The 12,548-nt window shown below is 67.1% G+C and carries 10 protein-coding genes and 1 pseudogene; 5 read left to right on the top strand and 6 right to left on the bottom strand.

Annotated features, from left to right (window positions below; genetic code table 11):
- Both glcE and C8N44_RS13660 read right to left on the bottom strand, forming a co-directional pair.
- Positions 1 to 1,131, bottom strand: a complete 1,131-nt coding sequence (gene glcE / locus C8N44_RS13665) for a glycolate oxidase subunit GlcE (RefSeq protein ID WP_107977332.1) — start codon at positions 1,129 to 1,131, stop codon at positions 1 to 3.
- Positions 1,132 to 1,139: 8 nt separating this feature from the next.
- Positions 1,140 to 2,588: an FAD-linked oxidase C-terminal domain-containing protein gene (locus C8N44_RS13660; protein ID WP_107977331.1), complete on the bottom strand. Its 1,449-nt coding sequence runs from the start codon at positions 2,586 to 2,588 to the stop codon at positions 1,140 to 1,142.
- Between the two features lie 117 nt (positions 2,589 to 2,705).
- Between C8N44_RS13660 and C8N44_RS13655 the strand changes: the two genes are divergently transcribed.
- Positions 2,706 to 3,119, top strand: coding sequence for a CopD family protein (locus C8N44_RS13655; RefSeq protein WP_107977412.1), 414 nt, complete (start codon positions 2,706 to 2,708; stop codon positions 3,117 to 3,119).
- A 4-nt stretch (positions 3,120 to 3,123) separates the two neighbouring features.
- The gene (locus tag C8N44_RS13650; protein ID WP_107977330.1) at positions 3,124 to 3,867 is read left to right on the top strand and encodes a DUF599 domain-containing protein; all 744 of its coding nucleotides are present in this window, start codon (positions 3,124 to 3,126) and stop codon (positions 3,865 to 3,867) included.
- Positions 3,868 to 4,000: 133 nt separating this feature from the next.
- Here C8N44_RS13650 and C8N44_RS13645 read toward each other — a convergent pair whose 3' ends face one another.
- Genes C8N44_RS13645 through C8N44_RS13630 form a run of 4 tightly spaced genes read right to left on the bottom strand, consistent with a single transcriptional unit; the run spans position 4,001 to position 10,681 of the window.
- Positions 4,001 to 6,037 carry a DUF7408 domain-containing protein gene (locus tag C8N44_RS13645; RefSeq protein ID WP_107977329.1) on the bottom strand — a complete coding sequence of 679 codons (2,037 nt, stop codon included), beginning with the start codon at positions 6,035 to 6,037 and terminating at the stop codon, positions 4,001 to 4,003.
- Positions 6,034 to 8,808 (bottom strand): DUF4159 domain-containing protein, encoded by a 2,775-nt coding sequence (locus C8N44_RS13640; RefSeq protein WP_107977328.1) that lies wholly within the window; start codon positions 8,806 to 8,808, stop codon positions 6,034 to 6,036. The genes C8N44_RS13645 and C8N44_RS13640 overlap by 4 nt, the downstream gene beginning before the upstream one ends.
- Positions 8,808 to 9,683: a DUF58 domain-containing protein gene (locus tag C8N44_RS13635; protein ID WP_107977327.1), complete on the bottom strand. Its 876-nt coding sequence runs from the start codon at positions 9,681 to 9,683 to the stop codon at positions 8,808 to 8,810. The genes C8N44_RS13640 and C8N44_RS13635 overlap by 1 nt, the downstream gene beginning before the upstream one ends.
- Positions 9,680 to 10,681, bottom strand: coding sequence for an AAA family ATPase (locus C8N44_RS13630; RefSeq protein WP_107977326.1), 1,002 nt, complete (start codon positions 10,679 to 10,681; stop codon positions 9,680 to 9,682). The genes C8N44_RS13635 and C8N44_RS13630 overlap by 4 nt, the downstream gene beginning before the upstream one ends.
- Before the next feature lie 69 nt (positions 10,682 to 10,750).
- Here C8N44_RS13630 and C8N44_RS13625 point away from each other — a divergent pair, with 69 nt between their 5' ends.
- The 3 genes and pseudogenes from C8N44_RS13625 to C8N44_RS13615 all read left to right on the top strand — a co-directional run.
- Complete coding sequence (locus C8N44_RS13625; protein ID WP_107977325.1) at positions 10,751 to 11,344, top strand: DUF1285 domain-containing protein; 594 nt, start codon at positions 10,751 to 10,753, stop codon at positions 11,342 to 11,344.
- Between the two features lie 98 nt (positions 11,345 to 11,442).
- Positions 11,443 to 11,811, top strand: coding sequence for a histidine triad nucleotide-binding protein (locus tag C8N44_RS13620; protein WP_107977324.1), 369 nt, complete (start codon positions 11,443 to 11,445; stop codon positions 11,809 to 11,811).
- Positions 11,812 to 12,018: 207 nt separating this feature from the next.
- Positions 12,019 to 12,453: pseudogene (locus tag C8N44_RS13615) on the top strand (N-acetyltransferase family protein); the annotation flags it as partial.
- Positions 12,454 to 12,548: the final 95 nt, after the last annotated feature.

Genomic DNA, 12,548 nt, shown 5'->3' with positions numbered 1-12,548 from the left:
TCAGGCCATCAGCCCGGGATTGAGAATGCCGCGCGGATCGAAGCGGGAGCGCAGCCCTGCTGAGATTCTTGCCACCGGGGCGGGTTCGGGATGGAAGACGGGCAGGGTCGTGTTGGCGGGATCGGCCGTCCGGATGAGTGTCGCGTGCCCGCCCAGTCCTTGCAGCGCCTGCCGCGCGTCGGTGCCTGTGGGAAGCCTCGCCCAGATCAACCCGCCGCCCCAGTCCATGAGCAGCGTCGCGTCATCGATGCGGTCCGCGATCGCCGGGGCATCGCCGGGCTTGCACGAGATGCGCCAGATGTCCCCGTCGTCATCGTGAAGCGCCTCGACATCGCGTATCCCGCGCCAGATTGCACCGATGCGTTCGGGATCTTCCTCGAGAACCGGCGCGAAGGACCCGAAAAGCTCCATCAGCTTGCCGGCCCTGTAGGTGACCGAGCCCGCGAAGCCCTCGATCCGCAGGAACGCCTTTTGCCTTTGGGGGTCGTATGCGGCGCCCGTGATCTCGTAGGGCGAGGTGAGCGCCTGCGACAGCAGCGCCACGGCATCGCGAATGCCACGCCCCTCAAAGATGAGCGTGGCACTGGCCTGCGGGGCGGGAAGGACCTTCAGGCTGAGCTCGGTCAGGATGCCGAGGGTGCCATGGCTGCCGGCCAGAAGCTTGACGAGGTCGTATCCCGTCACGTTCTTCATGACCCGGCCGCCGTTCTTGATCACGCGGCCCGTCCCGTCGACGAAGCGGACGCCCAGAAGGCAATCCCGGCAGGCGCCGGCCTGGATGCGCCGCGGGCCGCTCGCGTTTGTCGCGACCATGCCGCCGATGGTGGGGCTGCCCTCGGTTCGCAGAAGCGGGCGGTGGTCCATGGGCTCGAAGGCAAGCCGCTGCCGGTTCTCGGCCAGCAGGGTTTCGACCTCCGCCAGGGGCGTGCCGGCCTTGACCACAAGGGTGAGCGCGCCCGGGTCGTAGAGCGTGACGCCGCTTATCCCGGATGTGTCGAGCGTGTTGCCAGCGGCGGCGCGGCCGATGGCGCGCGTGCCGCCGCCCTTGATCCGCAGGGGCCCGGGGTCCGCCGCGACGGCATCGGCCAGCTCTGCTTCCGAGGTGGGTTGCAAGCGTGTCTCTTCGGTCATCGAAAGGGTCATTCCGCGGCCGCCAGTGGCGTGCGCCGCTGCTGCGAGGCGGCCAGCGGGAAGACCTTGGCCGGGTTCAGCAGCCACTGCGGATCGAAGACATCCTTCACCGCCATTTGCGCGTCGAGATCCGCCGGCGCATACTGATGCGTCATTAGATCCCGTTTCTCGATCCCGACGCCATGCTCGCCGGTCAGGCAACCGCCGACCTCGACGCAGAGCTTGAGGATCTCGGCTCCGAAGGCCTCGCATAGTTCCAGCTGCCCGGCTTCGTTCGCGTTGAAGAGAATGAGCGGGTGCATGTTGCCGTCGCCGGCGTGAAAGACGTTTGCCACCTCGAGCCCGAACTCGCGGCTCATCTCGGCGATGCGGCCTAACACCTCGGGCAGGGCCGAGACGGGGATCGTCCCGTCGAGGCACATGTAGTCGTTGAGCTGGCCCATCGCACCGAATGCCGATTTGCGACCCAGCCAGATGCGGCCGGCCTCGTCTGCGTCCTGTGCCTCCCGAAGCTCCACCGGCTCATGGCTGCGCGCGATATTCAGGATCAGGTCGAGCTGTTCCGCGATCTCTCCCTCCGATCCCTCGACCTCGACGATCAGGAGCGCCTCGCAATCGGGGTAGCCCGCCTTGGCGAAGGCTTCGCAGGCGCGGATGCAGGGGCGGTCCATGAATTCGATCGCGACGGGTAGCAGGCCCGCCTTGATGATGTCCGACACCACCTGTCCGGCGACTTCGAGACTGTCATAGGCCATGAGCACGGGCCGGGCGCCTTCGGGTTTGCGCAGGATGCGCAGCGTGGCCTCGGTGACGATGCCAAGCTGCCCCTCGGACCCGCAGATGATCCCCAGCAGGTCGTAGCCCGGGGCATCGAGGTGGGCGCCGCCAAGTTCGACCACCGTGCCGTCCATCGTCACCATGGTGACCCCGAGCAGGTTGTTGGTCGTCACCCCGTACTTGAGGCAATGCGCCCCGCCGGAATTCATCGCGATGTTGCCGGCAATGGCGCAGGCAAGCTGGCTTGACGGGTCGGGCGCGTAGAAGAAATCCTCCTCCTCGACGGCGCCGGTCACGCTGAGGTTGGTCCGGCCGGTCTGCACCCGGATGAAGCGGTTCTGGTAGTCGGTCTCAAGCACCTCGGCCATGCGGGCCACGCCGAGGATCACGCTGTCCGCGGTGGGCAGTGCCCCACCGGCAAGCGAGGTCCCGGAGCCGCGGGGCACGACGGGCACGCCTTCCTCGTGGCAGACCCGAAGCACGGCCGAGACTTCGGCGGTTGAGGCCGGAAGGACCGCGGCGAGCGGCGGGCAGCGGTAGGCGGTCAGCGCGTCGCATTCGTAGGCGCGCGTTTCGGTTTCGTCCGAGATTACCGCATCGGGCGGAAGGACGTGTCGCAGGCGATCCACGATCTGGGCCTTGCGGGCCAGGATCGCGGGATCGGGGGCAGGCATTTCCATCGGCTCCTCCCTGAATTGGTCAAGTTATATAACCAAAATGCGCGTTTTCCGAGTCCGAAAGCGCAGCGGTTGCTGCGGCATCTTGCGCCCCTCGTCGCGTCGGGGCACGGCTTGGCCATGGCTTGGGTAAAGATCATACACATTCTCTGCGTCATGGGCTGGATGACCTCCATCTTCGCGGTGCCGCGCGCCCTCATCTACTGGCGGCGCGAGTGGGACCGGCTGGGCGAGTTCGGGCCGTTGGGCGACCTGACGATCCGGCTCTACCGGTTCTCGGCGGGGCTGGGCGTGATCGCGCTTGTCACCGGGCTCTGGATGGGCTGGCGCATCTGGGATTTCGCGCCCTGGGTGCTTTTCAAGCTCGCCCTCGTGATGCTGCTGCTGGCCCACTACGTCTGGACCGGGATGCTCGTCATCCGGGCGCGGCGGGGGCAGTTCGGTCGGTCCGACACCTACTTGCGGATCTTCAACGAGATCAGCGTGCTGGTCGTGATCGCGGTTCTCTGGGCCGTCGTGGCCAAGCCGTTCTGAGCGCATGACCTGGACCGGGATCATCACATCGTTCGGACTTCTCGACTACGCGGCGATTGCGCTGCTGCTCATCGCGTGGCTCGGCTCGACCTACCTGATCGAACATCCACCGAGATTCCGCCCCTCCACCTCGACCCTGATGGCCGGCTACCGCCGGGCCTGGATGCACGAGTTCGTCACGCGGCAGCCCCGGATCTTCGATTCCCAGATCGTCGCGAACCTGCGGCAGGGGACGGCCTTTTTCGCCTCGGCAAGCATGATCGCGATCGGGGGCGGCTTTGCCCTGCTTGGCAACACCGAGCGGCTGCAGAACGTCGCCGAGGACCTCGCCCTTCCCTCCGATCCGGTGATCGTGTGGGAGATCAAGCTGCTGCTCCTGCTGCTCTTCGCGACGAACGCCTTCCTCAAGTTCGTCTGGTCGCACCGGCTTTTCGGCTATTGCTCTGTCATTATGGCGGCGGTCCCGAACGATGAGACAAGCCCCATCGCGCTGCCGCGCGCCGAGAAAGCGGGCGAAATCAACGTGACGGCGGCGCGCGGCTACAACCGTGGCCTCCGGTCGGTCTATTTCGGGATTTCCTCTGCCGCCTGGCTTGTCGGGGCGGTCCCCCTTGCCATCGCGGTGCTCTTCACGCTCGCCGTGGTCCTGCGCCGGGAATTCTATTCGCAATCCCGCGCAGTGCTTCTGGCAGACACGGACGAACCGCCGCCTCCGGGGCGGGGCGGAGGGCGCTCCCTCAGCGTCTAGGTTACGCTTTCTCAGAGCGCCCGGTGTGCCGATCTGGCGGCAATCGGCCTCTTGGGCGCCCTGTCCCTTCAGAGGTCAACCATCCGCCGCAGAATGCCGATCTGGTCTTTCCCCGGTGGCGTGTCCCCCGCGGTCAGCGGCCTTCCCGCACCCATCCGCCGACGATGAGCAGCGAGGCAAGCAGGAGCACCAGCCACGCGGGCAGGAGCGGCGTCTGGGTGACGTTCAGCGTCTCGTAGGCGTCACGCGGCGTGAGGCCGACCCAGCCGCGTCCGGCAGCCGGGCGCCCCGGGCGCACGTCGCGCAGGGAGGGCATGCCATCTTCCAGCCGCGGAACACCACCGCGCACGGCATTGATGACATCGCTGAGAGGCTCTGCGCTGGCGATCGTCTGTTCGAACTCGCGCGGGGCGGCGGGTCCGAGGCCGACAACGGCGGTCTGATCGCCTTCCTCCAGGTGATAGAGGCCGATCGTCGGTCCTTCGTAGATCGCCTCGAACCGTCCCGGATCGACCTCGCGAAGTTCGATTTCCTCGGTCTCGCCGTCAGGGCGCGTCACGGTCACGGCGCCGACCTCGTCGTCCAGGGTGCGGCGGATGATCCGCATGGTCTGCCCGTCCGGTTCGGCCCAGAGCGCCTCTTCCTCGAGCTCCGGCTCCTTCATCATCCAGTGTGCCAGACGGCGGAGCAGTTCAAGTTGCGGGCCGCCGCCGTCGAAGCCGCGGGACCAGAGCCAGGCCTGGTCGGAGCCGAGCAGGGCAACGCGGCCCTCACCGACGCGGTCCAGCACGAGCAGGGGCCGGTCCTCGGTGCCGGTCATGACCACGTCACCGGCGGTCGGAGTTACCTCGATCTGGCGCAGCCAGCGCCCCCAGGAGTCTTCGCCCTGCAACCCGGCCGTCACCGGGTGCTTGTCGCCCAGATCGGTGATCTTGGGGCGAAAGGCCTCTTCCACCACACGCGCCGTGGGCTCGGCCGGCAATATCTCGGCAAGCGGCGAGCGGTAGATGGAGTCGGCGCTGGCAAAGTCGGGCCCGGCCGCGACGAGCACCGCGCCGCCCTGTTCGACGTAGTTCCGGACGTTGTCGAGGTAGATCGAAGGCAGGATGCCGCGCCGCTTGTAGCGATCGAAGATGATCAGGTCGAAGTCGTCGATCTTCTCGAGGAAAAGCTCGCGGGTCGGGAAGGCAATGAGCGACAGTTCCGTCACCGGCACACCGTCCTGCTTTTCCGGCGGCCGCAGGATGGTGAAATGCACCAGATCGACGGAGCTGTCTGACTTCAGCAGGTTGCGCCATGTCCGGCCACCGGCGTGGGGTTCACCAGAGACCAGCAGCACCCGAAGCCTGTCGCGGACGCCGTTGATCTGGATCAGCGCGGTGTTGTTGCGGTCGGTCAGCTCGCCTTCTGCCTCGGGGACGGTGAACTGGATGACGTTCAGGCCGCCATGCGGAAGCGTGACGGGCAGGGTCATGTCTTGGCCGATGGGCACGGTGAAGCTCTGCGGCTCTTCCTCGTCGACCGAGATCAGCAGCTCGGTATTGGCATCATCCGGCGCGGCGCCGTCGTCTTCGACGCGCAGGGTAAGCTCCACCGGTTCGCCGAGGATTGCGAAGGCGGGCGCGTTTTCGACAACGAGGCGCCGATCCCAATCGTCTTCCTTGCCGGTGAGCAGGAGGTGCATGGGGGCAGGCAGGTCGGGCGCGCGTTCGAGGTCGTGTAGCCGTCCGTCCGACAGCAGGAAGATCCCCGCGATACGCCCGCGCGGCTCTTCGGCCAGTGCGCCGGAAAGGGCGGTCATGAGCTGGGTGCCGGTGTCCCCGTCGCCGTCACCGACAGGGATCCTGCGGATCTCGGTATTGGGGCGGGCTTCCAGCTCGGCCTCGAGCGTGGAGGCGGCCTCTGCCGTGACATTGGCCCGATCGGCGAGCTGCTGGGATGCGGATTCGTCCACCAGCATCAGCACGATGTCGGACAGCGGGGCGCGGTCCTCGACCTGGTAGGAGGGCTGGGCCAGCGCTGCCAGAAGCAGCAGCGCGGCAAGGCCCCTCAGCGCCCATCCCGAAAGGCCGCGCCAGAGCGCGAGCGCTGTCCCCGTCGCGGCGATGGCCGCGAGGATCGCGATCAGAACCCAGGGCAGCAGCGGATCGAAAATGACCTGTCCCATCATTGCCCCAGCCTGTCGAGAAGCGCAGGCACATGGACCTGATCGGATTTGTAGTTGCCGGTGAGCACGTGCATCACGAGGTTCACGCCGAAGCGGTAGGCGATCTCACGCTGACGTTCGCCCGCAAATCCCGAGCCGATCGGCACAAGCGGGTTGCCCTGCTCGTCGCTTGCCCAGGCCGAGGCCCAGTCGTTGCCGCCGATGACCACCGGCGTCACGTTGTCGTTGAGATCGCGGAAGGGCATGCCCTCGATCAGCCGGGCGTCCGCGGGCGCGGCCTCGACCCAGACGTCGCGGCTGCTGTAGCGACCGGGGAAATCCTGAAGCAGGTAGAACGTCCGCGTCAGGACGTGGTCCTGCGGAATGGGTTCGAGGGCCGGGACATCCAATGGCCGCGCGAGTTCCTGCAGCTTGCGACCGTTGGGCGAGCCCGCGCCGAAACTGGCGATATCCGCGTCGCGCGTGTCGAAAAGGATCATGCCGCCGGAGCGCAGGTATTCGTTCAGCTTCACGTAGGCCTCGGGAGAGGGGATCTCCTGTTCCGGGGTGACGGGCCAGTAGAGCAGGGGGAAAAAGGCGAGTTCGTCGGTTTCGAGGTCGACGCCCATCGGATCGGCAGGCTCGACCGAGGTTCGGAAGAAGAGGGTGTCACTCAGCCCGCGAAGCCCTGCATGGGCAATCTCGTCCACGCGGTCGTTTCCCGTCAGGACATGGGCCAGGACGACTTCGGACGTGGCCGCCAGGGCGAATTCTTCGTTCGCAAGCGGGTCGGCTTCCTGGCTGCGACCCTCGGCCGGAAGGAGGGCCAAGGCGGCCAGCACCGCCGCGGTGGCCCGCGCGCCGCGCAATCTGCCGGAAAGGGCAAGCGAGGCGATCACGTCGGCTGCAAGCAGCGCGATGGCGAGCGCCAGAAGCCAGCCCGCAAGCGGTGTTTCGCGGGGCTGCGAGAAGCCTTCGACCGTGATCCGGTCGGGCCAGACCGTCGGGGAAATCCTGCGATCCTCCGTGACGACATTGCGCGCGAGGCTTCGGTCCTCGCCTTCATAGAGACCCGGGCGCAGATCGGGGCCCAGCGGGTCGTCAAGCAGCGCAGGACCCTCGACGCCGGGCAATGTCCCGGCGTCTTCGAGACGTCCGAATGCGTCGAGGACAGAGACAGGCTGCCAGATCGTGCCTTCGAGTTCGCCTGCATCGAGGGCGGAAGACGTGGTCGAAACCGCGAGGCGTTCGAGCATCTGCACGAAGAGGCCGGAAAGGGGCAGCGAGGACCACTCGGCATTGGCGGTGACGTGGAACAGGACGACCTGGCCCTGCCCGAGCTCCTTGTGCGTGACCAGCGGTGTGCCATCGCTCAGCTGCGCGATCACGCGGTCCGCAAGCGTCGGGTCGGGCTGTGCCATGACCTGGCTGTTGACGGTCACATCGTCCGGAATCTGAAGGCCGTAGAAGGGGCTGTCCTCGGGGAACGGGGCCAGCGACTTGGGCTCGCCCCAGCTCATCGCGCCACCGACGGTCCGGCCGCCGGCCCGCAGGCGGACCGGCATCAGGGGGTCTTCGGCGTCGCGGCTGACATCCGAGGCGGCCAGGCGCGGACCGGCGAAACGCAGCAGGAGGCCGCCTTCTTCGATCCACGCGGAAAGGGCCTCTTCCTCGGCGCCGGACAGGGTCGCGATATCGGTAAGCGCGATCACGTCGGGATTCGCCGGGAGAACATCCGTCAGGGCGCCGTTCAGGATCTCTGCCGTCGGCTCGAGCGCGCGTTGCAGGTAGTGAAGCGGGTCGAGAAGCTCGAGCCCTTCTCGGTCCTCTCGTCCGGCGATCAGCGCCACCTCGCGCCGACGCAGGCTGTCGTCGGGCAGCGAGACGGCTCCGGCGCTCTCGTTGCCCTCGATCTCGAAGCGCTCGATGCGGGACCGAAGCTCGGCGGGCAGGGACAGCTCACTCTCGGCGGTGGTCGCATCCGCGGCGAATGTTACCGCTTGCCGCATCAGGACCGCCGGATTGCCGGCGGGATCGCGGCCGTGGGCGGCGACGGTCACCTCGGCTTCGGGCCCGGGGCGAAGCCTTTGCAGTGACAGCGCGACGTTGCCGTCCACGAAGGCGGCCGGTGCGATGGCGTAAAGCGGGGCTGGCGATTCGAAGACGGTCACATCGCCATGCTGTTCGAGGGCCGAGAGAAGGCCTTCGCGAGCATCGCGCGCGATCCCGTCGGAGAGCCAGTAGGTGTCGAAGTCTCCTTCCGGGAGAAGGTCGATGGCGCGGTCGGTTTGGGCCGCGTCGGGTTCCCATGCTTCGGGCAGACCGGCGCTGAGACGGGTCCGAACCACGTCGGCTGATTGAAACTGGAATTGCTCGGGAGCCGTCAGGCGCAGAATGGCCACCGGGCGCGATTCCCTGTCCGCGCGGTTCATCAGGCCGTCGAGAGCAGCTTCCCGCGACCGCCAGTCTGCGGCGCTTGCCCAGCTTGCATCCATCACGACCAAAAGCGGACCGCTGCCCGCGACCTCGCCGTCATCTTCGGGGTTCAGGATGGGGCCCGCGAGGCCGATGATTACGGCGGCGACGGCCAGCACCCGGAGAAGCATGAGCCACCAGGGGGTCCTGTCGCTGACCTGCTCCTCATCCTTGAGGCCGAGAAGCAGGGCGACACCGGGAAACCGTCTGCGGACCGGGGCCGGTGGAATGGCACGCAGGATGATCCAGAGAATCGGCAGGGCCAGAAGGCCCAAAAGAAGCCAGGGGGCCGTGAAGCCAAGCGCACCGAAGAGCGTCATCAGTGACCTCCATCCATCGCGCGGTAGAGCCAGAGCAGCGCGGCCTGCGCGCTGTCGTTCGTGTGGTGCGTGTGGAATTGCCAGCCGGTCAGGCGGCAGAGTTGTTCCAAGTGAGCCTTCCGCTCCGCAAGGCGGCGGAGGTAGCTTTCCTTGAGATCACTCGCCTTGAGCGTTTCGTGGGCCATGGTGCCGCCCATGCTCTGAAAGATGGTCCGGCCCTGGTAGGGAAAGGCCTCTTCCGCGGGGTCGAGGATCTGCAGCAGCGCGCCCCTGACACCGCGGTCGGCGGCCTTGGTCAGGGCGGCCTCCACCGGGGCGATATCGCCAAGGAAATCGGACACGAAGATCGCCTTGGCGAAGGGCAGCATGCCCCGTGCTTCGGGCGGGGCATAGTCGGCGTCGTCCTCGCGCGTGAAGGCCTCGGCCAGCCGCGCGATCTGAACATCTCCGCGCCGTGGCGGCAGCGACCAGCCAGTCAGGCCGACGCGTTCGCCGCCCCGGACAAGCAGAATCGCGCTGGCGAGCGCGACGAGACGCGCGCGATCGGATTTCTCGGGAAATTTGTCCGAGGAGCTGAAGCGCATCGAGGCGCCCCCGTCGACCCAGAGCATGACGCTTTGGGCAATCTGCCATTCGCGTTCCCGCACGAACTGTTCGTCGCCCCGGGCCGAGCGCCGCCAGTCGATGCTGCGGTAGCTGTCACCGGGGCGCATGCCGCGGTATTGCCAGAAGTCGTCGCCCAGCCCGGCGCGGCGCCGACCATGGTCGCCCAGCAGGACGGTGCCCGCAAGCTGGTCGGCCCGTGCGAGAAGCGCGGGAAATCGGCTCGCCTCTTCCTGCGCGTGCTGGCGAAGGCGGGCGATATCGGGCGTCAAGCCGCGGCCTCGGTGCGCAGCAGCGCTCCGGTGTTTTCGTCGATGATCCGACCCAGATCCTCGCCCCGGGCACGTGCGGAGAAGGTCAGCGCCATCCGGTGGACGAGCACGGGCTTGGCCATGTCGATCACGTCCTCGGGCGAGGGGGCCAGCCGGCCCTGCAGAAGCGCTCGGGCCCGCACGGTCATCATCAGCGCCTGCGCCGCGCGCGGCCCGGGGCCCCAGGCCACGGTGTCACGGACACGGTCGCTGGCGGACGGATCGTCGGGTCGGAAGGCACGCACGAGGTCGAGAATCATCTCGACCACCGCGTCGCCCACGGGCATCCGCCGCAGGAGCCTTTGCGCCGCGATCAGCGAGGCGCCGTCGAAGACTTGGTGCGCCTCGGCCTCTTCCGTGCCGGTGGTGGCCAGAAGGATGTCCTTTTCGGTGTCGCGGTCCGGGTACGCGACGTCGATCTGGACGAGGAAGCGGTCGAGCTGCGCCTCGGGCAGGGGGTAGGTGCCCTCCTGCTCGATGGGGTTCTGCGTGGCCAGAACGTGGAATGGGGCCTCGAGCCTGCGGGTTGCCCCGCCGACGGTGACGACCTTTTCCTGCATCGCCTGCAGCAGCGCGGACTGGGTGCGCGGGCTGGCGCGGTTGATCTCGTCCGCCATCAGAAGCTGGCAGAAAATGGGGCCCTCGATGAACTTGAACGCCCGCGAGCCGTCGGCACCGGTTTCCAGAACCTCGGAGCCGAGGATGTCGGAAGGCATCAGGTCCGGCGTGAACTGCACACGGCTGCCATCGAGGCCCATGACTGTGGACAATGTTTCGACCAGGCGGGTCTTGCCGAGGCCCGGCAGGCCGATCAGCAGGGCGTGCCCGCCGCAGAGCAGGGCCGAGAGCGTGAGGTCGACGACCCGCTCCTGTCCGATGAAGCGGCTCGTGATGGAGGCCTTGGCTTGCGCCAGCTTGTCCTCGAGCGCCTCGATCTCGGCGACCAGATCTTCGGCCATGGCGGCTCTCCCTTGAAATATGCCTGCTTACTACCGACTGTATCCCGCGACGGAGGATTGGCAAAAGCAATGAGCACACAAAATTCCGTGACGCCCTCGGCGGACAGCCTGGCTGCCTCCGTTCGCGCCGCTTCGCAGAAGGGTCCGCCGCCCGTTCACAAGTGGAACCCGCCCTTCTGCGGCGCTCTCGACATGCGGATCGCGCGGGACGGGACATGGTTCTATCTCGGGACGCCCATCGGGCGGCCGGGGCTGGTGAAGCTCTTTTCTTCGATCCTGAAGAAGGAAGGGGATCAGTATTTCCTTGTCACGCCCGTGGAGAAGGTCGGCATCACCGTCGATGACGCGCCTTTCGTGGCCACCGACTTCGAGGTGGAGGGGGAAGGCGAGGGGCAGATCCTGACCTTCACCACCCACGTGGGCGACATGGCGGTGGCGGGGCCGGAGCATCCGATCCGGGTGGACCGCGACCCTGAAACGGGCGAGCCTTCGCCCTACATCCTGATCCGGGCCGAGCTGGAGGCGCTGATCGACCGCAAGAGCTTTTACCGGCTGGTGGAGCTTGGCGAGACCGAGGCGGTGGACGGGACCGAGTGGTTCGGGGTGCGCTCTTCGGGGCGCTTCTTCCCGATCATCCCCGCAGCGGAGCTGCCCGAGGACTGAGCGCGGGGGATCGGGGGCCTTGCGGAACCTGCCGCGATCCCCGAGACCTTGGGCAGGGTCGCGCTCTGCGATCCCCTGCTTGCCGACGGAGGGTGCCCATGAGCTACAGCTACGACGATCAGAATATCTTCGCCAAGATCCTGCGGGGGGAGATCCCGAACGACACCGTTCTCGAGACCGAGTATTCGCTGGCCTTCCGGGATATCCGGGCGCAGGCGCCGGTGCATGTGCTGGTGATCCCCAAGGGGGCCTACGTCTGCTTCGATCATTTCGCGCAGGAGGCCAGCGATGCCGAGGTGCTGGATTACGTCCGCGCCGTGGGCGAGGTCTGCCGCATGGAGGGGGTCGAGGAGAAGGGCTTTCGGATGATCGCCAACGCGGGCGAGCACGGCCTTCAGGAGGTGCCCCACCTGCACGTCCATATCCTTGCCGGACGCAGCCTCGGGCGGATGCTGGACCCGGCCTGATCCGGGTGTCGCCGGGGGTGTCCCGGGCCGGGACACCCTGGTGGGGCAGGAAAAACAATGGCTTAGGGTTTTGGATTAACCATTCTTTAGGAATGTCCCGCGGGAGGTTCCCGAAAAGAGGGGGCTCTGCCCCCGTCCCTTCGGGCCTCCCCCGAGGTATTTGGTGCGAGAAGAAGCGCGGGATCGCGCGGTGAACGGAGGACGACGATGACGGTCATGGTGCGCCCGCTGCGGGCGGAAGACGAGGCGGAATGGCGCCGGCTCTGGGCCGGGTACCTCGCCTTCTACGAGAGCGCGGTCTCCGAAGAGGTCTATGCCACGACCTTCGCGCGGCTGCTGGATCCGGCGCGGGTCCAGCAGGCCGGACTCGTCGCCGAGGATGCTGGCCGGCTGGTCGGGCTGGTGCATGTGGTCTGGCATGCGCACAACTGGAAGCTCGAGGATATCTGCTACCTGCAGGATCTTTATGTCGATCCGGAGGTGCGCGGTACCGGCGCGGGCCGCGCGCTGATCGAGGCGGTCTATGCCGAGGCCGACGCCCGGGGCACGCCCTCGGTCTACTGGATGACGCAGGATTTCAACACGCAGGCCCGCAAGCTCTATGACCGGATCGGGGTGCTGACGCCCTTTATCAAGTACCAGGGCTTTGATGCTGTAACCGCCCCCCGACGGCATCGCTGTGCCAAGGTGGGATCGCAACAATCCTTAATGGGAGGCGGTCATGTCAAAGATTACCA

The organism is Allosediminivita pacifica, from assembly GCF_003054175.1.
Taxonomy (GTDB): domain Bacteria; phylum Pseudomonadota; class Alphaproteobacteria; order Rhodobacterales; family Rhodobacteraceae; genus Allosediminivita; species Allosediminivita pacifica.
Note: the sequence above shows the minus strand (reverse complement) of the source record. Positions and strands in the feature narration are given on the sequence as shown.